This is a genomic window from Streptomyces ortus (assembly GCF_026341275.1).
Taxonomy (GTDB): domain Bacteria; phylum Actinomycetota; class Actinomycetes; order Streptomycetales; family Streptomycetaceae; genus Streptomyces; species Streptomyces ortus.
The window spans coordinates 332,728-354,827 of record NZ_JAIFZO010000002.1 but is presented as its reverse complement, the minus strand read 5'-3'; the positions used below and the strand labels follow the sequence as shown (position 1 = coordinate 354,827).

The 22,100-nt window shown below is 69.4% G+C and carries 43 protein-coding genes; 35 read left to right on the top strand and 8 right to left on the bottom strand.

The window, feature by feature from the left end; all coding sequences use genetic code 11:
* Positions 1-32 precede the first annotated feature (32 nt).
* The 9 genes from K3769_RS04730 to K3769_RS04690 are packed head-to-tail and all read left to right on the top strand — an operon-like array spanning position 33 to position 5,475.
* Positions 33-1,124: a DUF5131 family protein gene (locus K3769_RS04730; RefSeq protein WP_267025201.1), complete on the top strand. Its 1,092-nt coding sequence runs from the start codon at positions 33-35 to the stop codon at positions 1,122-1,124.
* Complete coding sequence (locus tag K3769_RS04725; RefSeq protein WP_267025200.1) at positions 1,121-1,516, top strand: ASCH domain-containing protein; 396 nt, start codon at positions 1,121-1,123, stop codon at positions 1,514-1,516. The genes K3769_RS04730 and K3769_RS04725 overlap by 4 nt, the downstream gene beginning before the upstream one ends.
* Complete coding sequence (locus K3769_RS04720; protein WP_267025199.1) at positions 1,513-1,920, top strand: hypothetical protein; 408 nt, start codon at positions 1,513-1,515, stop codon at positions 1,918-1,920. The genes K3769_RS04725 and K3769_RS04720 overlap by 4 nt, the downstream gene beginning before the upstream one ends.
* Positions 1,917-2,324: a hypothetical protein gene (locus tag K3769_RS04715; RefSeq protein ID WP_267025198.1), complete on the top strand. Its 408-nt coding sequence runs from the start codon at positions 1,917-1,919 to the stop codon at positions 2,322-2,324. Before K3769_RS04720 ends, K3769_RS04715 begins: the two co-directional genes overlap by 4 nt.
* Positions 2,324-3,859, top strand: coding sequence for a DNA methyltransferase (locus tag K3769_RS04710; protein ID WP_267025197.1), 1,536 nt, complete (start codon positions 2,324-2,326; stop codon positions 3,857-3,859). The genes K3769_RS04715 and K3769_RS04710 overlap by 1 nt, the downstream gene beginning before the upstream one ends.
* The gene (locus K3769_RS04705; protein ID WP_267025196.1) at positions 3,856-3,990 is read left to right on the top strand and encodes a hypothetical protein; all 135 of its coding nucleotides are present in this window, start codon (positions 3,856-3,858) and stop codon (positions 3,988-3,990) included. The genes K3769_RS04710 and K3769_RS04705 overlap by 4 nt, the downstream gene beginning before the upstream one ends.
* Complete coding sequence (locus K3769_RS04700; RefSeq protein WP_267025195.1) at positions 3,990-4,208, top strand: hypothetical protein; 219 nt, start codon at positions 3,990-3,992, stop codon at positions 4,206-4,208. The genes K3769_RS04705 and K3769_RS04700 overlap by 1 nt, the downstream gene beginning before the upstream one ends.
* Entirely contained in the window at positions 4,205-5,251 is a 1,047-nt protein-coding gene (locus K3769_RS04695) for a hypothetical protein (protein ID WP_267025194.1), read from the top strand. The genes K3769_RS04700 and K3769_RS04695 overlap by 4 nt, the downstream gene beginning before the upstream one ends.
* Entirely contained in the window at positions 5,248-5,475 is a 228-nt protein-coding gene (locus K3769_RS04690) for a WhiB family transcriptional regulator (protein WP_267025193.1), read from the top strand. Before K3769_RS04695 ends, K3769_RS04690 begins: the two co-directional genes overlap by 4 nt.
* Positions 5,476-5,537: 62 nt before the next feature.
* Here K3769_RS04690 and K3769_RS04685 read toward each other — a convergent pair whose 3' ends face one another.
* Positions 5,538-5,711, bottom strand: a complete 174-nt coding sequence (locus tag K3769_RS04685; RefSeq protein ID WP_267025192.1) for a hypothetical protein — start codon at positions 5,709-5,711, stop codon at positions 5,538-5,540.
* A gap of 200 nt (positions 5,712-5,911) precedes the next feature.
* On the opposite strand from K3769_RS04685, the gene K3769_RS04680 reads away from it, so the two are divergent.
* The 24 genes from K3769_RS04680 to K3769_RS04565 all read left to right on the top strand — a co-directional run bounded on the left by K3769_RS04680 (position 5,912) and on the right by K3769_RS04565 (position 17,225).
* Entirely contained in the window at positions 5,912-6,616 is a 705-nt protein-coding gene (locus tag K3769_RS04680; protein ID WP_267025191.1) for an HNH endonuclease, read from the top strand.
* Positions 6,616-7,764, top strand: a complete 1,149-nt coding sequence (locus K3769_RS04675; RefSeq protein WP_267025190.1) for an HNH endonuclease — start codon at positions 6,616-6,618, stop codon at positions 7,762-7,764. The genes K3769_RS04680 and K3769_RS04675 overlap by 1 nt, the downstream gene beginning before the upstream one ends.
* Positions 7,761-8,522, top strand: a complete 762-nt coding sequence (locus tag K3769_RS04670) for a zinc finger domain-containing protein (RefSeq protein ID WP_267025189.1) — start codon at positions 7,761-7,763, stop codon at positions 8,520-8,522. The genes K3769_RS04675 and K3769_RS04670 overlap by 4 nt, the downstream gene beginning before the upstream one ends.
* Positions 8,519-8,857: a hypothetical protein gene (locus K3769_RS04665; RefSeq protein ID WP_267025188.1), complete on the top strand. Its 339-nt coding sequence runs from the start codon at positions 8,519-8,521 to the stop codon at positions 8,855-8,857. Before K3769_RS04670 ends, K3769_RS04665 begins: the two co-directional genes overlap by 4 nt.
* The gene (locus tag K3769_RS04660; RefSeq protein WP_267025187.1) at positions 8,854-9,141 is read left to right on the top strand and encodes a hypothetical protein; all 288 of its coding nucleotides are present in this window, start codon (positions 8,854-8,856) and stop codon (positions 9,139-9,141) included. Before K3769_RS04665 ends, K3769_RS04660 begins: the two co-directional genes overlap by 4 nt.
* A complete protein-coding gene (locus K3769_RS04655; RefSeq protein ID WP_267025186.1) occupies positions 9,138-9,443 on the top strand; it encodes a zinc finger domain-containing protein in 306 nt (101 codons plus the stop codon). The genes K3769_RS04660 and K3769_RS04655 overlap by 4 nt, the downstream gene beginning before the upstream one ends.
* On the top strand, positions 9,440-9,673 hold the full coding sequence (locus K3769_RS04650; RefSeq protein ID WP_267025185.1) for a hypothetical protein: 234 nt from the start codon (positions 9,440-9,442) through the stop codon (positions 9,671-9,673). The genes K3769_RS04655 and K3769_RS04650 overlap by 4 nt, the downstream gene beginning before the upstream one ends.
* On the top strand, positions 9,670-9,942 hold the full coding sequence (locus tag K3769_RS04645) for a helix-turn-helix domain-containing protein (RefSeq protein WP_267025184.1): 273 nt from the start codon (positions 9,670-9,672) through the stop codon (positions 9,940-9,942). The genes K3769_RS04650 and K3769_RS04645 overlap by 4 nt, the downstream gene beginning before the upstream one ends.
* Positions 9,939-10,892 carry a DNA cytosine methyltransferase gene (locus K3769_RS04640; protein WP_267025183.1) on the top strand — a complete coding sequence of 318 codons (954 nt, stop codon included), beginning with the start codon at positions 9,939-9,941 and terminating at the stop codon, positions 10,890-10,892. Before K3769_RS04645 ends, K3769_RS04640 begins: the two co-directional genes overlap by 4 nt.
* 99 nt (positions 10,893-10,991) lie before the next feature.
* Positions 10,992-11,351, top strand: coding sequence for a hypothetical protein (locus tag K3769_RS04635; RefSeq protein WP_267025182.1), 360 nt, complete (start codon positions 10,992-10,994; stop codon positions 11,349-11,351).
* Positions 11,352-11,420: 69 nt separating this feature from the next.
* Positions 11,421-11,822 (top strand): hypothetical protein, encoded by a 402-nt coding sequence (locus K3769_RS04630; RefSeq protein WP_267025181.1) that lies wholly within the window; start codon positions 11,421-11,423, stop codon positions 11,820-11,822.
* A complete protein-coding gene (locus tag K3769_RS04625; RefSeq protein WP_267025180.1) occupies positions 11,819-12,349 on the top strand; it encodes a DUF1643 domain-containing protein in 531 nt (176 codons plus the stop codon). Before K3769_RS04630 ends, K3769_RS04625 begins: the two co-directional genes overlap by 4 nt.
* Positions 12,350-12,391: 42 nt before the next feature.
* A complete protein-coding gene (locus K3769_RS04620) occupies positions 12,392-12,784 on the top strand; it encodes a hypothetical protein (protein ID WP_267025179.1) in 393 nt (130 codons plus the stop codon).
* Between the two features lie 77 nt (positions 12,785-12,861).
* Entirely contained in the window at positions 12,862-13,545 is a 684-nt protein-coding gene (locus K3769_RS04615) for a hypothetical protein (protein ID WP_267025178.1), read from the top strand.
* Between the two features lies 1 nt (position 13,546).
* The gene (locus tag K3769_RS04610; protein ID WP_267025177.1) at positions 13,547-13,852 is read left to right on the top strand and encodes a hypothetical protein; all 306 of its coding nucleotides are present in this window, start codon (positions 13,547-13,549) and stop codon (positions 13,850-13,852) included.
* Positions 13,849-14,172: a hypothetical protein gene (locus tag K3769_RS04605; protein ID WP_267025176.1), complete on the top strand. Its 324-nt coding sequence runs from the start codon at positions 13,849-13,851 to the stop codon at positions 14,170-14,172. The genes K3769_RS04610 and K3769_RS04605 overlap by 4 nt, the downstream gene beginning before the upstream one ends.
* 184 nt (positions 14,173-14,356) lie before the next feature.
* Positions 14,357-14,773 (top strand): hypothetical protein, encoded by a 417-nt coding sequence (locus K3769_RS04600; protein ID WP_267025175.1) that lies wholly within the window; start codon positions 14,357-14,359, stop codon positions 14,771-14,773.
* 56 nt (positions 14,774-14,829) lie between these two features.
* Positions 14,830-15,153 (top strand): hypothetical protein, encoded by a 324-nt coding sequence (locus K3769_RS04595; protein ID WP_267025174.1) that lies wholly within the window; start codon positions 14,830-14,832, stop codon positions 15,151-15,153.
* 37 nt (positions 15,154-15,190) lie between these two features.
* Positions 15,191-15,367 (top strand): hypothetical protein, encoded by a 177-nt coding sequence (locus tag K3769_RS04590; protein ID WP_267025173.1) that lies wholly within the window; start codon positions 15,191-15,193, stop codon positions 15,365-15,367.
* The gene (locus K3769_RS04585; RefSeq protein ID WP_267025172.1) at positions 15,364-15,606 is read left to right on the top strand and encodes a helix-turn-helix domain-containing protein; all 243 of its coding nucleotides are present in this window, start codon (positions 15,364-15,366) and stop codon (positions 15,604-15,606) included. The genes K3769_RS04590 and K3769_RS04585 overlap by 4 nt, the downstream gene beginning before the upstream one ends.
* A complete protein-coding gene (locus K3769_RS04580) occupies positions 15,603-16,343 on the top strand; it encodes a hypothetical protein (protein WP_267025171.1) in 741 nt (246 codons plus the stop codon). The genes K3769_RS04585 and K3769_RS04580 overlap by 4 nt, the downstream gene beginning before the upstream one ends.
* Positions 16,340-16,573, top strand: coding sequence for a helix-turn-helix domain-containing protein (locus K3769_RS04575; RefSeq protein ID WP_267025170.1), 234 nt, complete (start codon positions 16,340-16,342; stop codon positions 16,571-16,573). Before K3769_RS04580 ends, K3769_RS04575 begins: the two co-directional genes overlap by 4 nt.
* Positions 16,570-17,052: a hypothetical protein gene (locus K3769_RS04570; RefSeq protein ID WP_267025169.1), complete on the top strand. Its 483-nt coding sequence runs from the start codon at positions 16,570-16,572 to the stop codon at positions 17,050-17,052. The genes K3769_RS04575 and K3769_RS04570 overlap by 4 nt, the downstream gene beginning before the upstream one ends.
* A complete protein-coding gene (locus tag K3769_RS04565) occupies positions 17,049-17,225 on the top strand; it encodes a hypothetical protein (RefSeq protein WP_267025168.1) in 177 nt (58 codons plus the stop codon). Before K3769_RS04570 ends, K3769_RS04565 begins: the two co-directional genes overlap by 4 nt.
* A 101-nt stretch (positions 17,226-17,326) precedes the next feature.
* Here K3769_RS04565 and K3769_RS04560 read toward each other — a convergent pair whose 3' ends face one another.
* A complete protein-coding gene (locus K3769_RS04560) occupies positions 17,327-17,509 on the bottom strand; it encodes a hypothetical protein (protein WP_267025167.1) in 183 nt (60 codons plus the stop codon).
* 152 nt (positions 17,510-17,661) lie between these two features.
* Between K3769_RS04560 and K3769_RS04555 the strand changes: the two genes are divergently transcribed.
* Positions 17,662-17,862: a hypothetical protein gene (locus tag K3769_RS04555; protein WP_267025166.1), complete on the top strand. Its 201-nt coding sequence runs from the start codon at positions 17,662-17,664 to the stop codon at positions 17,860-17,862.
* A gap of 69 nt (positions 17,863-17,931) precedes the next feature.
* Here K3769_RS04555 and K3769_RS41070 read toward each other — a convergent pair whose 3' ends face one another.
* The 3 genes from K3769_RS41070 to K3769_RS04545 form a co-directional block, all read right to left on the bottom strand.
* Positions 17,932-18,372, bottom strand: coding sequence for an HNH endonuclease signature motif containing protein (locus K3769_RS41070; RefSeq protein WP_372514862.1), 441 nt, complete (start codon positions 18,370-18,372; stop codon positions 17,932-17,934).
* 118 nt (positions 18,373-18,490) lie between these two features.
* Positions 18,491-18,781, bottom strand: a complete 291-nt coding sequence (locus tag K3769_RS04550) for a hypothetical protein (RefSeq protein WP_267025165.1) — start codon at positions 18,779-18,781, stop codon at positions 18,491-18,493.
* A 326-nt stretch (positions 18,782-19,107) separates the two neighbouring features.
* Positions 19,108-20,022: a GntR family transcriptional regulator gene (locus K3769_RS04545; protein ID WP_267025164.1), complete on the bottom strand. Its 915-nt coding sequence runs from the start codon at positions 20,020-20,022 to the stop codon at positions 19,108-19,110.
* A 242-nt stretch (positions 20,023-20,264) separates the two neighbouring features.
* Here K3769_RS04545 and K3769_RS04540 point away from each other — a divergent pair, with 242 nt between their 5' ends.
* The gene (locus K3769_RS04540) at positions 20,265-20,519 is read left to right on the top strand and encodes a hypothetical protein (protein WP_267025163.1); all 255 of its coding nucleotides are present in this window, start codon (positions 20,265-20,267) and stop codon (positions 20,517-20,519) included.
* A gap of 45 nt (positions 20,520-20,564) precedes the next feature.
* On the opposite strand, the gene K3769_RS04535 is transcribed toward K3769_RS04540, so the two are convergent.
* From K3769_RS04535 to K3769_RS04525, 3 genes are all read right to left on the bottom strand, one after another.
* Positions 20,565-20,984: an NUDIX hydrolase gene (locus K3769_RS04535; RefSeq protein WP_267025162.1), complete on the bottom strand. Its 420-nt coding sequence runs from the start codon at positions 20,982-20,984 to the stop codon at positions 20,565-20,567.
* Complete coding sequence (locus tag K3769_RS04530; RefSeq protein ID WP_267025161.1) at positions 20,981-21,616, bottom strand: NUDIX hydrolase; 636 nt, start codon at positions 21,614-21,616, stop codon at positions 20,981-20,983. The genes K3769_RS04535 and K3769_RS04530 overlap by 4 nt, the downstream gene beginning before the upstream one ends.
* 137 nt (positions 21,617-21,753) lie before the next feature.
* Complete coding sequence (locus K3769_RS04525) at positions 21,754-21,993, bottom strand: hypothetical protein (RefSeq protein WP_267025160.1); 240 nt, start codon at positions 21,991-21,993, stop codon at positions 21,754-21,756.
* Positions 21,994-22,100: the final 107 nt, after the last annotated feature.

Genomic DNA, 22,100 nt, shown 5'->3' with positions numbered 1-22,100 from the left:
CGGCCGGCCCCGGCTCACCCAGGAGACCACAGATGAGCGACACGACAACGATCGAGTGGACCGATTCCACCTGGAACCCGGTCACCGGATGCACGAAGGTCACACCCGGCTGCGACAACTGCTACGCCGAGACGTTCGCCGAGCGGTTCCGCGGCACGCCCGGCCACCACTTCGAGAACGGCTTCGACCTCACGCTGCGCCCCAACGCACTGATCATGCCGCTGCGCTGGAAGAAGCCCCGCAAGGTCTTCGTCAACAGCATGTCTGACCTGTTCCACAAGGACATCCCCGACGAGTACATCGCCCGCGTCTTCGCGGTCATGGCGCTGACCCCGCAGCACACCTACCAGGTGCTGACGAAGCGCCACGGCCGGATGCGCGCCCTCCTCGGAAGCCAGGACTTCATCCGTCTCGTCGACGACCACCGCGAGCAGACCCGGCCCGGCTGCGGCGACTTCACCTGGCCCCTGCCGAACGTGTGGCTCGGTGTCAGCGTCGAGGACCAGAAGCGCGCCGACCTCCGCATCCCCGCCCTCCTCGACACCCCGGCCGCGGTGCGGTTCCTGTCGTGCGAGCCGCTCCTCGGACCCGTCGACCTGGACGGGCCGATCATTCCCGGGCGCGGACGGCCGAAGCTCACCTACTGGCTGACCGGCCGCCCCTACTGGGACGAGACGAAGGCCACGACCACCGGCACCGGCCTCACGATGGCCCCCATCTCGACCGGCCCGCACATCGACTGGGTGATCGTCGGCGGGGAGTCCGGCCGCGGCGCCCGCCCCATGCACCCCGACTGGGCTCGCGCCCTCCGCAACCAGTGCGTGAGCTCGGGCGTTCCGTTCCTGTTCAAGCAGTGGGGCGAGTGGGGCGTCGACTGGGTCAAGGGCCCCGACGGGAAGATCGGCCCGCGCGGCAAGGACATCACCGTTGCCGACGACGGCACCGTCTACGAGCCCGGCGACCTCGCCTACCCCGACGGCCCCCGCTACGGCGAAGCGGTCCGCGCCGACCACGGGCGAGCTCACCTGACCGCCATGTACCGCCTCGGCAAGAAGCGCGCCGGCCGCGAACTCGACGGCCGCACCTGGGACCAGTTCCCCGTCGTAACGGGAGCCGCAGCATGAGGGCCCTAACGATCAGGCAGCCCTGGGCGGGCGCGATCGCCCACCAGTCGAAGCGCGTCGAGAACCGCACGTGGAAGCTGCCCGCGAAGCACGAGGGCGCCCGCATCCTCATCCACGCCGGCGCCCAGCCCGACCGGAACGCCGAAGTGTTCGGCGAGCACTTGGATGTGTACTCCGCGGTCGTCGCCGTCGCCACGATCACCGGCTGCCACTGGTCGAACGAGTGGCAGTGCTGCGGCTACTGGGCGTTCGAGGAGACCTACCACTGGGTCCTCGCCGACGTGATCGCCCTGCCGGAGCCGGTGCCCGCGAAGGGCGCCCTCGGGTTCTGGACGCCCGACGAGGCGATCGTCAACGCCGTACTCCGACAGGACACGGGGGTGGCGTGGTGACCGCCGAACTTCCCGAGTCGACGCTGCTGGTTTGGTACTGCGGACGGTGCCGCAAGTCGTGCAAGGTCCAGCCGCCGGACCCCGAGCAGGTCGCCTGCCGGTGCGACAACCCGGTGCCCGGCCTGCGGCCCACCCGCGTCACCGTCCTGCACCCGCCGAAGCAGCGCCCCATGCGCGCCCTCTCCGACGAGGAGGGCCGCCTTCGCGCGCTGGCCCGTAAGGGCACGAAGGTCCGCGTCACGTTCGAGGCCGAGATCACCGACGCCCTGCAGTGGTCGGGAGCCGGACGGCGCGGCATCGACTTCGTCGTCACCAGCTCCGACGGCTGCCGCCACACCGTCAACGGCTCGCAACCCGGCCTCCGCATCGAAGCCATCCCCGCCGACGAGGAGAACGCCTCATGACCCACATCCAGCCGGCTTTCGACGGCACGAAGATGATCGCCGCCGCCCCCGCGGTCTCCCGCCGGATCGTCGACGACTACGAGGCCTGGGTCGACGAGGTGTGGCCCGCGTTCGTGGCCGCCGCCGACACCGGCCAGCCGTTCACGATCGACGAGGTGGCCCGCAAGAACAAGCTGCCCGACCCGCCGCGGCCGAAGAGCATGTGGGGCAGCCTGCCGATCCGCCTGCAGAACGCCGGGATCGTCCGCCACCACGGGGCCGCCACCTCCGCCCGCGCCGGCCACTCCATGGTCCACCAGTGGATCGGCGTCCCCGCCTGGCAGCGCGAAACCGTCGCCAAGCGGCGGCGCGAAGACCGGGCCGCGGCACGCCAGCAGCGCGCAGCCGAAAGGCGGGCCGCGTGATGGACGTCTACTACCAGGACGATGCGGTCACCCTCCACCACGGCGACAGCCTCACCGTGCTTCCCACCCTGCCCGACGCGTCCGTCGACGCCATCGTCTGCGACCCGCCCTACGAATTGGGCTTCATGGGGAAAGCGTGGGACGCCTCCGGGATCGCCTACAACGTCGACCTGTGGCGCCAGTGCTGGCGCGTCCTCAAGCCCGGCGGCCATCTCCTGGCCTTCGGCGGCACCCGCACCTACCACCGCATGACCGTCGCCATCGAAGACGCCGGCTTCGAGATCCGCGACTCCCTCCACTGGATCTACGGAAGCGGCTTCCCTAAGGGCCAGGACATCGCCAAGTCCATCGACAAGCGGCGCGACGACCGCCAGCAAGTGCTGCAGGTGACTGCCTGGCTTGCTGCGGCCCGTGACGCAGCCGGCTGGACGAACCGGCAGATCGACGCCCTGTGGGGCTACAGCGGAATGGCCGGCCTGTGGACCACTCAGGGTAAGGCGGCGATCGTTCCGCAGCCTGAACAGTGGGACCGGCTCCGTAACGAACTCGGCTTCGACGACACTCAGATCCGCCCGGTCGTTGCAGACCTGAATGGACGCAAGGGAACTACGGGCGAGGCCTGGTCCCTGCGCGAGGTCATCGGAACCCGCAACGCCCCCACACGCAAGAGCGATCACCTGTTCGGCGATTACAGCGGGGACGACCGCGTTACCGCTCCATCATCCGACGCAGCCCGCCAGTGGCAGGGCTGGAACACCGCGCTCAAGCCCGCGCATGAGCCGATCGTCCTGGCCCGCAAATCGACCGGCTACGAATCGACCGTCGCGAATGTACTGCTTCACGGCACCGGCGGCCTCAACATCGACGGCTGCCGCACTGCGGCCGGGCAGGACTACCGCGACAAGTGCGCATCCGTCGTCGGGCTCGACTCCAACCGCAACGGCGACGCCTACGGCGAGTGGACCGGAACGCGCGAAGACTCTGCGCACGTCGCGGGCCGCTGGCCGACGAACGTGCTCCTCACCCACCCGCCGCTCCTCGACGACCACGGCCAGCCCGACGGTGACGCCTGCTCCGACGGATGCGTACCCGGCTGCCCGATCGCCGACATGGACCGGCAAAGCGGGATCACGGGCAGTAACGCTCGCGCCAGCAAGGGACGAGGAATGGGCTACCACGGCGCCGACGGCGAACGCGGAGCCTGGACGGGCGGCGACACCGGCGGCGCCTCCCGGTTCTTCCCCGTCTTCCGCTACGAGGCCAAAGCCCCCGCATCCGAACGGCCACGGCTCGCGGACGGCGCCGCACACCCCACAGTGAAGCCGCTGACCCTCATGCAGTGGCTGGTCCGCCTCGTCACCCCGCCCGGCGGCATCGTGCTGGACCCGTTCGCCGGATCGGGCACCACCCTCGAAGCTGCACGGCTGGAGAACTTCTCCGCCATCGGCATCGAGCAGCACGAACCCCACGCGCAGCTCGTCGTGCAACGCCTCGCGAAGCCGTACATGACCGGCCTGTTCGGAGAGGCGTCATGATCCCTCGCCTGCTCGACGAGTTCCGCTGGCTGTGGCTGTTCTTCGGCCTGATCGCCACCGGGGCCGCGATCGGCGCCAGCTACGTCGCCGCGTCCATCGCCATCGAACGGATCCGCGGGAGGAACAACTGATGGGCCCGACACCCCTCGACGTCGCCAACACGCTGGTGACCGGCGGCGACCTCATCGACCGCCACTGGCCGATCTTCGCCCTACTCGCCGCCGCCATAGTCCTCGCCCTCGCCTGGCGGGCACTCCGCCGGGCCTCCCGCTACATCGACGACCTCGCCGACGAACAGCAGGCCGCCGCCGACAGCACCGACACCGAACAGCGAGAGGAGACGCCGTGACCACCGCCGTCCGCAACCTGCCGAACCGCCCGACCCGCGGCAAGCGCAGCCCGCTCCCGCCCCACGGAACCCCCGCCCGCGGCGTCGGCCGGCCCGGACAGGGCATCCCCGGATGCAAATGCCAGCCCTGCCGCGACGCCAAGAACAAGGCCGACACCATGCGCGCCCTCGCCAACCTCTCCGGCAGGCCCGTCCGCGTCCCCGCCGAACCCGTCGCCGCCCACCTCCGCACACTCCTCGACGCAGGCATGGGCTGGGTCCGCATCGGGCGCGCCGCCCACAGCTCCAGTTGCACCATCGCCCGCATCCTCAACGGCCAGCAGCTCATCCGCCGCACAGCCGCCGAACGCCTCCTCGCCGTGAAGTACCGGCCCGCCCCCGGCAGGACCGTCAACGCCACCGGCACCCGGCGCCGCATCCAAGCCCTCATCGCTATCGGCCACACCGTCGAAGGTGTCGCCGCCGAGTCCGGGGTCGACCACAGCGTCATCCACGACGTCCTCGGCGGTGCCGCCAACGTCCGCGGCATGACCTGCGACCGGATCGCCGCCGCCTACGACTGGCTCAGCGGACACCCGCCCACCGACATCCGGCCGTCCGCCGCCACCACCTCCCGCAACCGGGCTGCCCGGCAAGGGTGGGCGCCGCCGATCGCCTGGGATGACGACCGCATCGACGACCCGACCGCACACCCGGACTGGACGGGCTGCTGCGGGACGGACCGCGGATGGTGGACGCACAACCTCAACGACATCCCCGTCTGCCCTCGATGCGTGTCCGCCCACCGGGCCTGGCTCGACGAGCGCAGTGACCTGCCTAAGACCGAACGGTTCCGGCAGCTCGCGCAGGCCCGCGCCGCAGCCTCTTCCCGCGGTGCCGCTCTCGCCCACGACGCACGCGAACTGATGCGGGTCTCCGGCCTCGACATCGAACAGACCGCGGAACGGCTCGGCGTCACCCGCAACTACGTGCAGCAGGAGATGTTGCGCCACCCGGAGCCGGACACGGGCCTGAGCCCGCGCCCCGAGGCGGTCGCCGCGTGAGCGCCTACGCCTGGATGGATCAGGCGCTGTGCGCCCAGACCGACCCCGACCTGTTCCACCCCGAGAAGGCGGGCGACCACTACCGCAACGCCCGCCGCATCTGCGGTAACTGCCCCGTTCAGCAGCAGTGCCGCGACTTCGCCGACCGGGTCGAAGACGACGCCGGCGAAGGCCGCCGCTGGGGGCTGTGGGCGTCACAGACGCCCCGGCAGCGAGCCGCATAACCGCACACGACAAAGCCCCGCCGGAAGGCGGGGCCGGAGGAGAGAGGGGAGGGGCTGTGAGGTCAGTCGGAGGCAGCTTCGCGGAGCCGGCGCTTGTGCGCGGCGATCTCGCGGTTGATGTAGACGCGCAGGTCGGCGGCACGCGACAGGCCCTTGGCCGCGCACGCCTCGGCGTACTCGTCCCACGTCTCCTTCTCGACGCGGACCACGCGTCCGGTCGTTCCCTTCGTCGTCATATGCACAGCGTAGCTGACCGTGCGATCGATGGGCACCCTGCCGCTTTCGGGTGCCCATCGGGTGCCCATCGCAATGATGGGCACCAAGGGGTAGTGTGGAGGCGTGCCAAGGCGGCACCCGATCAGCAAATGAAGCCGCCCTAAGGGCTTGGTTCCGTGCGCCCAAAAGCCCCCGACCAGCCTTCACCGAAAGAAGACCAATGGCCGTCTCGAAGCGCCTCCGGTACGAGATCCTCCGGCGCGACCGGTACACCTGCCGGTACTGCGGCGCGAGTGCCCCTGAGGCTCCGCTGCGGGTGGACCACGTCACACCCGTTGCGCTCGGCGGTACCGACCATCCGAGCAACCTCGTAGCGGCGTGCGAACCCTGCAACAGCGGGAAGACCTCTGCGATCGAGGGCTTCGTCGAAGACGTACAGAGCGACACCGTTCCCCCGTCGCTGGAGACGCTCGCAAGCGAAGCCGAGCGCTTGTGGACCGAGGCCTACGCGAGCATCTACGCCAGCGACGAGATCACTCTCGCCCAGCTCGAAGAGGTTCGAAGCGGCACCCGCGACATGTACCGGATGGGGATGTCTGCCGACATCATCAGGCGTTCGGCCACCGTCGCCGGCTTCAAGGGCGACACGTTTATCTGCCTCACCGAGATCAGCGACCCCAACTGGCTGGCAGTCACGAATGAGGCCTTCCGCGTCTGGCGGTCCCTCTGGTTTCTCAGCACCGGCCGTAAGGGCTGGCCCGAGATGGAGGAGGTTCTCCTCTTCGAGTGCAGCGTCGAGCAAGCCATCAATGCAGGTCTCGACCGGCTGACCATTCTCAGGGCGGTAACGCTCACGGCTCAAGCAAGGGGCGTCTACATCGAGGACCATCTCGATGCCTCGGTGCGCGAGAGGTGTGGTCTCTGATGCCGCGCATCCGCACCGTGAAGCCCGAGCTGTGGGAAGACGAACTCCTCGGCACCATCCCGCGGGACGCCCGGCTGCTGTTCATCGCCACGTTCAACATGGCCGACGACGAGGGGATCCTGCGCTGGACGCCGGCCTACATCAAGGCGCAGGCGTTCATGTACGACGACGACTTGGGCCCCAAGGAAGTCGACCAGCTCATGCGATGCCTCACCGACACCGGGCTCGTCTTTCCGTTCATCGGCGGCGTGGCCAAGCAGCAGATGGCGGTGGTCGTCAACTTCCGCAAGCACCAGCGGATCAACCGGCCGCAGAGGAGCAAGCTGCCGCCGCCGTCGACGAGCGCCTGGCAGGTGCGGGAGATGTACGCCCGCCGTGACGGCTGGGTCTGCCAGCTGTGCGGAGGCGAGATTCCGCGCCGCCTCGTCGTGAATGACGACCACAACCTCTGGATCGATCATGTCCGACCGGTGCCCGCGGGGGGCACCGATCACCCGTCCAACGTCCGTGCCGTGCATCGGGTGTGTGGCCGCAGTCGGGGCTCCGGTGACGAGGAAGGCTTCATTCCGCCCGCCGGACTCGCAGGCATTGAGGATTCACTGAACGATTCACTGAACCGTTCAGTGAATGACTCAGTGAACGATTCTTACGCTCCGTCCAACTCGCAGCCCCATACGAGTACCGACGGTGACTTTTCTTCCATGAACCATTCACTGACGGAAGGGAAGGGAAAGGAAGGGAACAGGGAAAGGAAGGGAACCCCCCCTACCCCCCGGCAGTCACCCGGCAGCCCCGCCGTCGCACAGACGGGCGAGAGGGCCATCGAAGACCGGATGACCGACGCCTTCCTTGAGCGGTACGCCCGCGGCAACGCCTACAGCCAGCGCCAGGTGCGCAAGGTCGTCGCCGACACCCTCGCCAACGGCACCGACTCCGGAGAGCTCTGGAAAGCCCTTGAGCGCCTCGGCTCTCTCTCGAAGCCAGTCAGCGCCGGAACTCTCCAGTTCGCCTTCTCCGAGATCCGCCAGGCGCAGAGCGCCAGCAACGTCATCACCCTCCACAACGGCCAGACCCTCACCGGCACCGACGCCAAGGTCGCCGGCTGGGCTGCCATTGCCGCCTCTTTCGACGACGAGGACTCCGCATGAACCGAAAGGAAGCCGCCGAGCTGCTCGGCCACTGCACGGCCTTCGATAATCGGCAGCCGTCCGCAGCCGCCGCAACTGCCTGGGCCGCCGCTCTGCATGACGTGCCGTTCGACAACGACACCAAGGCCGCTGTCGCCAGCTACTACACGACCCCGCCGAAGGACCCGGACGCGAAGCTGTGGATCCTGCCGCATCACGTCCGCACCCTGCGTAGCAAGATCCGGTCGGCGCGGCTGGAGAACTTCCAGTACGAGCCGCTGCCCGACGAGACGCCTGCCGAGTTCCTGGCCCGCTACAAGGGCCAGGTGCAGGCCATCGCCTCCGGTCGTGTCGCTGCCCCGTCCGGGCTGCTGGCTCTGGAGGGCGGTCCGTCGCGGGAGTTCATGGCCGAGTTGGAGGCGCGCGGCTGGGAGGGCAACCGCACGGTCGGCGACGAGGGCGTCGTCGAGGCCGAGCTGATCGACACGGTGCGCCGGTCGGGCCCGCTGGGCATCGAGTGCCCGGTGGATGCCTGCCGTGCGGCGATAGGCAGGCCGTGCAAGGGCCCCGGCGGCTCCGAGAAGCAGCCGATGGGCAAACCGCGCCTCAACCCTCACCGGGCCCGCGTTCGGGCCGCTGACGGCGAAGCAGAGCTTTCCGTCGAGGAGCGCCTCGCCCAGGAGAAGGCGATCAAGGCCCGGTCCGAGCAGTTCCTCGCCCGCCAGGCGGAGACCGCGACCGAGGACGCCGTGCCTGCCGGCGAGGGGGCCGCCTCGTGAACGATCACGTGATCCCGGACGACGACGGCATTCAGGTCGACGACGTGAAGGCGATCCACCGCGAGGGCCCCGGCGAGCTGCGGGCCCTACTGCGGGCGCAGATCGCGATCGGCCGCTCCCGCCGCGAGGACGCGCCGAAGCCCGTAGCCCCGCCGAAGCCGCCCGGCCACCGGCCCGGCGCCTGGCCGACCGGGTCGTCCCCGCCGGGCCCGCCGCCGGAGTGGTCGATCCCCAAGCACGTCTGGGATGCCGCAGTCCGGCACTACAGCAACGAAGAACACCGACCCGACCAGCCCTGCGACTGCGGCAACTGCCCACCCGAGGAGACCCGATGACCGGCCTTGACCCCCGCATTCCGACCTTCCGGTGGGCCGCGGTCGACCGCTACCGCAAGGCCCATATCTGGCTCGGCGACGCCACCGCCTGCGGGCTCGACATGCGCTACACGCTCCAGACCTGGAAGCCCGACGCCGACCAGATGTGCCCTACCTGCCGCGGCTACGTCCAGGGCTGGCTCGACCGCCACGACCACGGCCGTAACCCGAAGCCCGGCACCGGGATCCCCGTTCCGACCGGCTACCGCACCGAGACCGACATCGCCCAGGAGGCAACCCGATGACGCTTCACGCCGGTGCCCCGATGCCCGACAGCCTGCGCCACTTCATGCGCGCCAGCCAGGACCCCGCCCGCTCCGTGCCCTGCCCACACTGCGGGGTCGCCGCCCACAAGCCGTGCCGGCTGCGCACCACCGGCCGGATCCTCCCCGAAGTGCACCCGCAGCGGCGCTCCGAATGGGCGCAAACCGTCGCCTGCTGCCCCGACTGCCAGGTCACCCCCGCCGTGCCCTGCCACGAAGACGGGCGTGCCCGCCAGACCGTCCACGCCCGCCGCTACCAGGAAGCCGAGGTCACCGCCGCGTGAACGCCTACCCGCCTGTCGATGACCGGCTCCGCCACCTGCTCGCGCAGGAGATCAACACCCGGGTCGACACCTGGAAGCTCGCCTTCCTGATCGCCGACGACATCGTCAAGTCTCCGGAGATCCGCCGCGAACTCGCGCGCATCGTCTCCGCGCACACCCTCGGCAAGCCCTGTGGTGACCGCAACTGCCAGCACTGCTTCGACGCCCGCCTGACGGGAGCCGAGTCATGAGGGTCCGTGCCGACATTGCCGCCCTGATCCGTGAGGGCCACAGCAACGCGTCGATCGCCCGCCGCCTGTACTGCCACGAAATGACGGTGGCCCGGGTCCGCCGCGCACTGCGGATGCCGCCCGCCGACAAGCTCGGCCGGCTGTACGCCGAAGCCGTGCCGTCCGGGAAAGTCCGTGACTACCGGCCCGACGGACGGCTGCCCCTGTCGCCCGCCCAGCAGGCCGCCAACCGGAATCGTCTCCTCGCCGCACTCAAGGAGTCCGCGTGATCGTCCACGGTTTCGCCGGCATCGGCTGGTCCGAGGGTCTCGCCGAGCTCGGCATGCGCGACATCGGCCTCGAACTCGACGCCGCCGCCTGCCGCACCCGGGTCGGCGCCGGGCACGCGACGGTCCGCTGCGACGTCACCCAGTACCCGACGTGGATGTTCAAGGTCCGCACGACGGGCGGCATCTGGTCGCCGCCGTGCCCCGGGTTCGGCAAGTCGGGCAAGAAGCTCGGCCTGCAGGATCTGCCGCTGGTGCACCAGGCGATCGAAGACCTGTCCCGCGGCAAGGACACCCGGGCTGCGATCGGGGCGGCCTGCGTCGACGAGCGGTCGGTCCTCACGGCGGAACCGATGCGGTGGATGTACGACCTGATGCCGGAGTGGATCTGCCTGGAGCAGGTGCCGTCGGTGCTTCCCGTCTGGCAGCAGTACGCCGCCGTTCTCCAGAGGTGGGGCTACAGCGCCTCCACGGGCGTTGTGGACGCTGCGGGCTACGGGCTGGGCCAGAACCGCAAGCGGGCCGTCCTCGTCGCCTCCAGGGCCCGTGAGGCGCTTCTGCCCGCACCGACGCACGGAGGGCTCGGGCAGCCGCCGCAAGTCGCCATGGCCGACGTCATCGGCTGGGGCTACACCCAGCGGCCCGCCCCCGCAGTCACCGGCGGCGGCACCTACACAGGCGGCGCCGAACCGTTCGGCAACGGCACCCGGCAGGCCATGAAGCGCCACATCGGCACGCCGGCCTGGCGCGACCGGGATCTTCCGCACCTGCGGCCCACCGTCGCCGAATGCGCCACGCTGCAGGGCTTCCGGCCCGGCTTCCAGTTCCACGGCCGTGCCGGTGAGCAGCACCTGCAGGTTGGCAACGCCGTCGCCGTCGCCGTCGCCGTCGCCGTCGCCCTGGTCCGGGCCGCAGCCGACATTCCCGCCCGAGTTCTAGCCGCAGCCGCCTGACCTGCCGGTTTACCGCCCCGAGCGGGGACCGGTCCGGGATGCAACAACCCAAACCGGTGCAAACCGGCAGCGATCACCCACACCCCAGGAGAAACCACCATGACCCAGACCGACACCACCCTCCCGATCGCCGACCCCGAGACCGAGGACACCCACTACGGCATCCCCGTCTGCCACATCGGCGAGGACGGCGACATGCTCGCCCTCGGCCACCCCGGAACCCGCCGCGCCTTCGCCGCCTTCAACCGGCACGCCCGCGTCTTCGTCGGCATCGCCAACCTCGCCGACGACCGCACTGCCCGCCTCGACGACTGGTACGACCGCGTCACCGAGGAGTGGGTGATCTTCCGCAAGCCCGACCCGGAGCAGGGCGAGGACCCCGACTACGAGTGGGTCACCGAGCAGGTCGACGCGAGCGAGCCCGGGGCGCAGCCGGTCACCGTCCTCGACGTCTACTGACCGGCGCCCGGCCTGCCTTCCGCCCCCTGACCAACACCTCACCCAACCCAGCGATCAAGGAGCCCCGCCGTGACCTACCCCGAACTCCTCACCCCGGAAGAGAAGCTTGCCGACGGCAAGACCCGCCTCGGCATCCGCGACGTCGTCGTCCTGTGCGGATCCATGCGGTTCGCCGACCAGATGACCGAAGCCGCCATCGTCGAGTCCGTCGCTGGCGCCCTCGTCCTGAAGCCCGACTGCAACATGAAGATCGCGCACCGCCTGTGGGCCGACCCCGCCGAAGCAGAGGCGCTGAAGGTGCGCCTCGACGAGCAGCACCGGCAGAAGATCCGCCTCGCCGACCGGGTGCTCGTCGTCGGGGATTACGTCGGGGACTCCACCCGCGCCGAGATCGCCTACGCCCGCGAGCTGGGCAAGCCGGTGCGGTTCACGCACCCCGAGGTCGACCCCGTGCGGTTGGAGGCGGCGTGACGAACGACCTGATCCTGTTCGACATGGAGGAGCGGCCCCTGGGCTCCGCGATCCTGTCTGACTGCGACCGCTACCGGTATCTCCTCGGCCGCGAATGGGCCGACGGGCCGACCGCCGTGTTCGTGATGCTCAACCCGTCCACCGCAGACGCCCTTCGTGACGACCCGACGATCCGCCGGTGCATCGGCTACGCCCGCTCCTGGGGCTGCGGCGCCCTCATGGTCGCCAACCTGTACGCCTGGCGGGCCACCGACCCGAACGAACTGTGGTGCGCAGCCGATCCGGTCGGCCCGGACAACGACGCGCACCTCTACGCCGCCGCCACGATCGCCGCCGAGTCGAAAGGCCCGCTGGTCGGAGCGTGGGGCGTCAACGCCCGCCTCGACCGGATAGCCGCCGTTCTTGCCCTGCCCGGCATGGACCGGCTGACGGCGCTCGCGGTGACGAAAGCGGGGCAGCCCAGGCACCCGCTGTACCTGCCCTCGGCGCTCACCCCGCAGCCGTGGACCCAGCCCGCCCCCGCCTGACCTGCCCGTCCGGATATCCGCCCGACCACGAAAGGCCACACCATGACCGACCAGACCCCGCTCACCGAACAGCGGCTGTGGGCGATCGACCACCCGTACTACTGCGCCGAAGGGAACTTCTTCAAGAACGGCCAGCACACCGTCTTCGCCTCGTGGCAGGAGTTCGCCGACGAGACCCTGTTCGTCACCGGCGACCGCGACCTCAACCTGCTGTTCCGCTGGGACTGGCGCAAGCCCGGCTTCCACGACTGGGACGGCGACGAGTACCTGCTGCTGTTCTTCGTCCTCCAGCGCAAGAGCTTCAACTGCTCACAGCAGGTCACCGTCACCGAGGCCGACGAGCCCGCAGTGCGCGCCTTCCTGGAGGACTGCGCCCGGACGATGCGAGCCACCTGGGAGTCGATCCTCGACGCCCCGCCTGCCACATCCGTCTGATGTTCCCCGCCCGCAGGCCGGCCGCCGCGCTCGAACCGCGGCGGCCGGTGCCCCGAACCCTCTCACCTGGAGTACTCGTGAACCAGCCCGACCCGACCACCGACCCTGAGACCGCCCGCGACTTCGACGGGTGCCGTCGCGACTGCCGCCTCGCGCAAGCCCACACGCTCGTCTGGGGGGAGTGCGAGCATGCGCCGAAGCCCGAGCCCACCGTGAACATGTCCGTGGTTTACACGGCCGCTGACGGCCATCCGTCGATCGGCTTCGACACGTACACCGTGCCGGAGCTGGCCCGCCTGATCGAGCCTGCTGCTGGTGATGCGCTGCGTGCTGCTGCTGTGGCCCGCGCGATCGTGCACCGGAACGACGAACAGCCTCCCGCGCCCGCCGCCCCCGCCGTGCCGTCTGCGCCCGCCAGCCGGGCCGCTCATCTGTCTGCTGCCGGGGAGCGCCGGGCCGCGCTGCGGGAGCGTCTGGCCGCCGTGCCTGCCGCCGAGGAGCAGCCCGACAACGAGACGCCGGACGAGGCACGCCAGTCGTGTGCCTGCGGCCAAGACGGGTGCGAGCACTGCGACACCGACGAGGAGCCGCTGCTCTGCCCGCGCTGCGGCGACGACATCAGCGACTACGGCGAGGACGACTTCGTGTTCCGCACCGGCGACGACCGCCCGTACTGCTCCGGCGAATGCGTCGTCGCCGCGCACCGGGCCGCACTGAAGGCCGCCCCGCCCGCCGTCGTGCCGCAGCCCGAGGAGGCCTGACATGGCCGACACCGCGCCACCCACCCAGGCCGAGACCGACCTCGCCCGCCGCCTCGCCCACAACGACGGATGGCTCCACGACGACGACTCCTGGGACCACGCGAACCGCGACCTGCGCAAGGACTATCTCGACCTCGCCCGCACCACCCTCGCCGTGCTCGGCGGTCCGACCGAGGCGCAGCAGCAGGTTGCCGCCTTGGCCACGGAGGTCCGCGAGCTGAGGCGCAGCCGGGACCGGTACCGGGAGGCGTGGCTGAGCGCACGGGCCCGGGTCCGCAAGGCGCGGCGACAGGGAGGCGCCTCGTGATCCTCAACCTGCTGTACGCCGCCGTGCTCCTGGCCGCAGGGTTCGCCCTCGGCCGGGCCCGGCTCGGACACCGCGCCTCCGACTGGGCGCACTGGCAGACCACCGGAACGCCGCCGGATCGGCGGACCGCGCGCTGGTGGGCGGTCTTCGCCGTCCTGTCCGCCGAAAACCTGGCGTGGATCGTCGCCCACCCGGTGCAGGCCCGGCACGCGTGGCGGCACCGCAACGACCCGCCTCCGCCTCGCGGACCCGCGCCGAAGATCGACCCGAACTGGGCGGAGAACCGGCGGGCACGCCTCACGGAGGAGGGGCAGCAGTGATCGCCGCCGGGGCCGCGCTCGTGACGGTGGTGCTGTGCGCCACGGTGTGGGCCGGGCGGGGCCTGTGGCGGCGCCTCACGGGGGCCAGGAGGGGCGCAGACGGGTTGGAGGCAGACCGGGAGCCCTACGGCGCTCCTGAGCCCTCACAGCCCCCGGCAAGCGATTCCAGCTACCAGGAGGCAGCGTGACCACCCCAGCGCCCATCGAGTACCTGTACGGCGTCGACAGCAGCGTCGCCGACGACAACCGGTTCTACGAGCCGCCCCGAGTCGTGAAGTTCCAGATCACGAAGAAGACGGCGAAGCGGATCTACTACGTCGCCAGCGAGGACTGGGAGGCCCGCCGCCGGACCGGGTTCGTGAACCGGCAGCGCATCGAAGCCGACGGCGAGGTCTACCAGCGCAACCGGCACTGGTCCGCCCCGGACTTCCACCTGTACCTGAACCCGCCGGAACTCCAGCAGCACGCCAAGCCGGACCTTGCCGCCCTGCGCGCCGCGATGGCCGCCGCGCACCCCGACCGAGGCGGCAGCAACGAAGCGTTCATCGCCGCCCGCCAGCGCTACGAGAAGGCCCGCACCGAGCAGCCCGCCGCCGCCTGACCACCGCCCCCGGCCGGGTGTGCCCCGACACACCCGGCCCCCACGAAAGGACACCCGTGAACCCCGCCGAAGAACTCACCGCCGCAGCCGACAAACTGACGCCCCTCGCCGAAGCAGCCCAGAAGGAACTGGAGACCGGCGACTACTGGGGCAGCTATCCCAAGGAATCCGCCTGGCGCGACGGCCTCACCAACGGCATGGGCGGCGCCAGCGGCGACCTCGCCGGAGCGCTACCCCCGCCCGCCGTCCGTGAACTCGCCCGCTGGCTGCGCGCCGAAGCCCGACGCCTCACCAGCACTGCACACCCCGACTGGCACGACACCATCGTCAACCCGCACGCCCTCGCCGTCGCCCGGCAGATCCTCGGGAGCCAGCCGTGACCGAACTCCTTGCCGCCGGTGGAGAGCAGGCCGAGCGATGACCGATCAGCCGGCCCGCCCCGGCCCCGCGCCGAGATACATCACCGATCGAGCCCGCGAACTCCTCAACCGCTGCTTCCCCGGACTCATCCCCGCCCGCGTGATCGAAGAGGCCCTGCAACAGAAGGCCCTGCGGGAAGGCCGACTCGCACCGAAGCCCGGGAGGCAGCCGTGAGGCCGCTGACAGCCAGGCAGCGGCAGATCCTCCTCCTCGCCGCGAACGGCAACACCAACACGGCCATCGCCGCCTGGCTCGACGTCACCCCGAACTCGGTAGCTGAAGTCCTGGCCAACGCCTACCGCCGGCTCGGAGCCACCGACCGCGCCCAAGCCGTCGCCATCGCGCTCGCCGTCGGCGAACTCGGCATCCACGACATTCACGTCCCCGACCAGCAGCGAGAGGCAGCCGCATGACCGACAAGATCCGCGCCCCGTGGACGCCTGAGCAGGTGGCTGCGCTCAGCCGCTTCCAGCACGAGAGCGGAATTCACCCGTTCACCTGCGTCCACGAGCACCCGGCCCACCCGAACGCGATCCTCGAAGCCACAGTGAAGGGCTGGCGGTGCTTCGTCCTCGACTGCGGCTACGAGCAGGACTGGGCGCACGCCTTCATGGCCGACCCGGACGCCTGGCCGAAGTGGCCGTTCGGGGAGCGGCACGGGCCGACGCCTCAAGAAGTTCGCGACGCAGTTCGCGGGGCGGTGGCCGAGGATCTGACGGGCTACTACGCCCCGGATCCGCCGATCCGCTGCGCTGCCCTCGTCGACGCCGGGCCGCAGGACGAGCCTGGCGGGGGTCAGGACGTCCGGGAGGGGGTGTCGGCGGGCCCGGAGTCGTCCGAGGGCGTGACAGGGGCGCAGGCGGGCGCTGGCAGCCTTCACGCACGGCTCGCCGCCATCCTCCACGCCAACCACGGCCGCTACCCCGACGACGTGGTCACCGCGCTCCTGCCCGTCATCGAGTGGGAGACCGCTCAGCTACAACGGGAACGCGACATGGCGCTCGCCACCGCCCGCGACAACCACGCCGCCGCCGCACGAGTCCGCGCCTACGCCCAACACGCCCTCACCGCAGGCCACAACGGACCCGGCGTCACACTCGGCCAGATCCTCCTCGGACTCCTCGACGGCGCAGGAAAAGAGGCAGCGTGAGCACCCACCTCCTCGACGTCCCCGAACTTCACCGCCGCCTTGATGAGAGACGCCGCCGACAGGGTCTCTCCTGGCGGCAGCTCGCCGACACCGTCGACATCTCCCCGTCCACCCTGTCCCGGCTCGCCGACGACAAGCGGCCCGACGCCGACGCACTCGTCTCCCTCCTCGTCTGGCTCGACCTCGACGACGGAGTAGCCCACATGATCAAACCGAAGGAGACGCCGTGACCAGCGCAGACGACATCCTTGCCCAGATCGACCACGCCGTTGAGGACTGGGCGGTCAGCGAAGACGCCATGCGCAGCCAGCCCGAGCCCGAACCGTTCCACTTCGGCGGCGCCACCCCCACCCTGTACATCGCAGACGAGGTGGGGGAGTGGCAGCAGGTCGAAGGCGTGACCTCCATCGAGGTCTGCGTCGAGCTGCCCGTCATCGACCCCGAGGTCACGGCATCCTGGGCGCGTCTCGTCGACCGCATCCGCGAAGCGGAACTCGAACGCGTCCGCCGCACCCAGGCCGCACTCGTGGCCTTCATGCAGGCCGTCAAGGACACGCTGGCGCCCGTCGTCGAACAAGCTGGCCGCGACCCTGGCGAAGCCTTCCGCCACCTCCCCGAAGCCGAAGGCTGCAACCAGTGCACGCCCCCGCCGCGGCGCGACCGGCCCGCCTGGCAGAGCCCCTACGGACCCGCACGGAGGCGACGATGAAACAGCGGTACGACGACTCGCAGGAAGCTGGCCGGGCCTGGATGCGTGGCGAGCTTTCCAGCGAGGAGTACTTCGCCATGGCCCGCCGGCAGGCCGTCCGCGGGCGCAGGCTGCCCGCGCTGTGGTGGCGGATCCGGCAGGCGCTCCGGCGGTCGGGTCGCCGGGTACGGTGAGGATTCGCCTGGGGAGCAGGAGCGGCCCGCCGGTTATCCGGCGGGCCGTCTTCTTGCGCTGCGCCGATTTCATGGGCAGGCCAGGCAGATCCGGGAACTGTTTACTTCGCGACCTTCGCCCGTGACTCTTCGAACATGGCCTGTTCTGCGGCTTCCGCGTTGTAGCAGCAGCCGGGCGTGGTCGGCGTCGCGCGGGACCCACTGTCCGCCTGATCCGGGCTGCAGCGTGTGCGGCCGTCGGGGATGTGGACCCAGCGGACCTCGTCCTGTCCGTCGGTGCCCACCTCACCCCGGTCCTCGATCTCCAGGCCGCAGTGCGCACACCAGTCGCGCCACTCGGCCGCAGGAAAGCTCGCCCGATCGTTCGGGCGGTGGCCTCGCGCTTCCTTCGCCAGCCACCCCGGAGGTCGAAGATTCCGCCACGTAAGATCCGCCAGTGACCACCGAACTCCCGCCCGAACTGATCGCCGCCGAAACCGCCGCCTGGACCGAGATCCAAACCGGCACCCTCACCGTGCCCACCGCGCTCGCCGTACACCAAGCCGTCACCGCGCACGCCACAGCCAGCGGGACGCCGCGGCTCGCCGTCGAGGAAGCCGTCAAACGGGCCGTGCGGCACCCGGAGCCGGCCGCGTAGGGGCAATTCCGCGACAGTGGGCCCGCACCCCGCAGGTGCGGGCCCACTGTCATTGCGAGTTGCGATCTACTATTCGTCCGGCTTCCCGTTTGATGCCCGCCTCTTCCGGTAGGCCGCCGTGTAAGCGCGGACGCAGGCTCGACACTTACGCGCGCCGTCCGTTCCGATTCGGGTGTTCTGTTCATCGTAAGGATGCCCATTTGAGCAGTGTGTTCGCGTGCTCCAGTGGGCACCCGTGAGGCCACGCCGGGTGTTTTCAGCTGGCGTTACGGGTTCCAGGTGATCCGGATTTACGCAGTTCCGGACGCGGCACAGGTGGTCTAGCTGGAGCCCGTCAGGGATGTCGCCCTTGACCAGCTCATAGGCTACGCGATGAGCCTGGCAGGTCCGATATCCGGCACTGTAGATTCCGTACCCCTTCTTGCTAAGGCTTCCTTGCCAAAGCCAGCAATCGGGGGTCTTCTGGACTCGGGTCCAAAACAGCTCCTCATACTTGGGCTGCCTGGGCACATGAGTGGGATCGCCGTAGGTGGACCACCGTCGGTAGTGTGATTTGCACCAGCCTCGCGCCACTACCGGCTGCTTGCCGCAAATTGAGCATGGAATGTCTGCTACCACCTGAGCTCCCTTAAGCCTGATCCGTCGTGAACGGCGGCGGCAGCTTCGGCAGATCCACGTCGAAGACCTGGGCGAGCAGGTAGCGCGCCATCGTGTCGTGCTCGCGCTCGCTGCGGCCCGTCGGCATGGCGAGGACGATCTCGCCCGTCTTCCGCTCGATCACCGCACCGAAGAACGTGGCGTCCGCGATCGACGAGTCGAACAGCTCGACGCCCCAGCCGCCCAGCAGATCAGGCAGCGGGGTGTCCAGGATCTCGTCAGCCGACGGGCGACGGTCGGGGGTGGCGCAGGCTACAGTCATGGAGACCTCTTCTCAGGGATGGGATGGGTTGAGCGGCGAGGTAGGACTCGCCGTGTTGAACTGGCCGGGCGTTGGTAGCGCCCGGCCGTTCGCGTTCCTGGGACGGTACAGATTTTCCAGCGAGGCCGACGGTGGGGGCTGCAATTCGCGGCCACGGCGATCAGTCTTGCGGCCGGCCCGCACCCCGACAGGTGAAACCAGCCCACCACCACACCGCCACCCACCAGCCGAAACGCGCGACTTGGCAGAGCCGATAGGATGCGCTACCCGTACCAGTCCGCGAAGACCCGAGACGCAGGCTGGCAGGACGGCCAGAAACGGGCGGGCTAGAACTCGTACTGCGTGGCGAGCAGATCGCCGTTCTTAACGATCTCGTACAGCCCCAGCGGGCTCTGGCTTTCGGAGTAGGTCACCCTGCGGGTGATCAGCAGGGGCACGACTCCGAACACCTTCACGGCCTCGGCGATAGGGGGAGCCGCAGTGACGAGGTCTGTCGTCCGGTGGATCGCCTCGTCGACCGGGGCGTCGGGGTAGCGGTAGAAGTTCACGAGCTCCACCGGTTGGCCGTCGATCACGCGCACCCATCTCTTCGCGTCGAGCTCCGTCCCTGGCTCTACCCCAAGGGCCGTGCAGGACCGCAGAGATGGAGCAGCCCGGTACGCCGTCATCTGCTCGAGCACGCCCTCCGCGCCCTCGCCGCCCGCAGTCTCAGAGCGAAGCCCCGGTGGGACCACCGCGACAACGCCGAAGCCCTGCCGGCCGACTGCGAATCCCTGAGTCTTGAGCAGGTTCAGAGCGCGCTGGATGGTGAGCGACGCGACGCCGTAGACCTCCATCAGCGTCCGAACCGTGGGGAACCGGTCGCCAGCCCGCATGGAGCCCGACTGGATGAACCCCTTCAGCTCGTGGGCGATGAACTCGTAGGGGCTCCAGGTCCCACCGGGGACCCCGCTCGGACCCCACGGGGTGATCTCGCCAATGATCGACGACGGTTTGTTCTGGTGGTTGTGGAGCGGCTTCTCGGTACGGATCGCAATGCGCTCGGCATCGAGCGCCTCGGCCCGGCTGCCGAGCCACTCGGTCGTCTTGTCTGCAACGTCAGACCACCAAGGCTTGGACTCTGCGTGCTGGCGCCAGCGAGCTTCAGTGTTCCCACTGACGCCGACGTAGAGCAGGTTCCCTGCGGCGTCGAAGAACCGGTAGAGCGCGGTGCGTTCGGACGGTTCGGGTTCCGTTGTCATCACTTCCCCTCGTCTTCGTGCATCGTGCTGCGCCCAGCGTTTGCGGGCGATGCAAGCACGGTGCAGATGGGATGCAGGTCACCGTGGACGACTGCACCCGACAACCTCTACAGTACCCATGACGGGAACATTTTCAAGTCCTGGGTTGAAGGGGAGGTGGATTGGATTTGGAGGAGGGTGCAGTGATCAGCTACGCACCTGTTCCGGTACCTTGGTGCCCGCCGCGGGTACAAGGAGGAGCAGTGACGGATCGGGACGAGGATCCCTACCTGGACACCGAAGCGGTGTCGGAACAGGCGGGTGTCGCTGCCGAGACGATCCGCATCTACCTCAAACGATCCCGTAAGCGGGTGGCCGACGGTGATGAGCTACGCCCTCAGGACCTGCCTCTTCCTGACATGACCATCGGCCGCTCGCCGGCCTGGCGGCAGTCCACGATCACCGCCTGGCTGGCTAATCGAGTAGGTCGCGGCAGGCCGAGATCCGAGGACGTGTAAGGCCGATGGCCCCCACTTCGGTGGGGGCCATCGCTGCGTATGGGGCTACGCGGAGGCGGGCAGTACCTCGTCGAGATATTGCTGGACGGGCTCGAAGAGGCCGTAGGGGACGTAGTCGGGAATCTCGGTGCGGCTCACCCAGGCGACAGCGTCCAGTTCGTCACCGTCGGCGACGTGAGCCTCTCCGGAGACGATCGCGCAGGCCGTGTAGGACATGCGGCGGCCAGTCTTCGGGTGCACGCGCTCACCGAGGAGCTTCAACGGTTCGACCTGGAGTCCGGTCTCCTCTTCAGTCTCCCGAGCGGCAGCCTCCTGTGGGCTCTCGCCGGCTTCGATGCCCCCTGCCGGGAACTGCCAGAGCAGCTCACCTTCGCCGATCCGGCGCCGGACCATGAGTACGCGCCCCTCCTGAGTGATGATCGCCGCAGAGATTCCGGGCTTGTCGTCGCTGGTCTGGTCGGTCACGCATCCTCCAAGGCGGCCATGATCGGCGAGTAGATCTTTTCTGCTGGGATGAAGCGGGTGAGTGATGCGCGAGGCACCCAGGTCACGTCGACGTTCTCCAGTGGGTCCCGGTTGACGGCTTCACCCGCGAGATAGTCGCAGAGGTAGTACGTAGCGATCACCCCGGTTATCGGATGCAGACGGCTCCCGAGGCGTTCGCGAACCGCACAGTGAATGCCGGTCTCGCTATGCGTCTCCTGGATGGCGACCGCGTCGGCAGACGCATCTGGCTTGACCATGCCCGCCGGAAACTGCCAGGTCAGAAAGTCACTGCCGCGTCGGCAGACGAGGAGGACTTCGGCGCCGCGGATCACCACTGCGATCGCTACGGTGAGGGCCTGCGGCTGGACGGCCGGGGGAGTGGGGCGCGAAAGGGCGCCGAAGCGCAGCCGCACCGCCTCACCCGCCCTCTCAAGACTCGTATCCAGGGCCGACTGGATTTCGCTGCGCGGCACGATCTCCGGCTCGGCGTGCCAGCTGGCCACGGTTCGCACGGCCACGCCGAGGTGGCCGGCGAAGGACTCGTTCGTCATGCGGAGAGCGGCTTGCAGGCTGCACGCCCGCTGTCCGGTCCACTGGTCGACGACATCCACTATCAGGCTCCCGCCGCGTCATCGTCGGGGAGGTGCACTGTCACTGCATTGCTGGTGCGTTCCTGCGTCACGACTGAATCGGTGATGCGTCGCCAGGAGGTGCTGTGACGCCTTCACTCGACGGTATGGAGATCAGCTCACGCGCCGCGAGAGACCTGCTCGGCTCTCTGCGCGGACACGCCGCCCATCACTTCACCGACCTGCCGCCATGTCATCTGGTCTTTGAGCTGGAGCGCGATGCGCTGCCGTATGACTTTCACGGCCGCGTCGAAGTGTTTCTCTACGTCACGGGTCGCCTGGAAGCGCTCTGCCGGGTCGGCGATGTCGTCGAGCTGGGTGACGAGGACGTCGACTGTGGCTTCCGGGGATTCCGTCATGCATTGAGCGTAGAGGCGAAGTTCGCGCGCTTCAAGGTGGAGCTTGACGCCGGTCCAGCCGTCCCCTACGGTTCTCGTATCGGTACCCGTCGCGGGGACATTTTCCG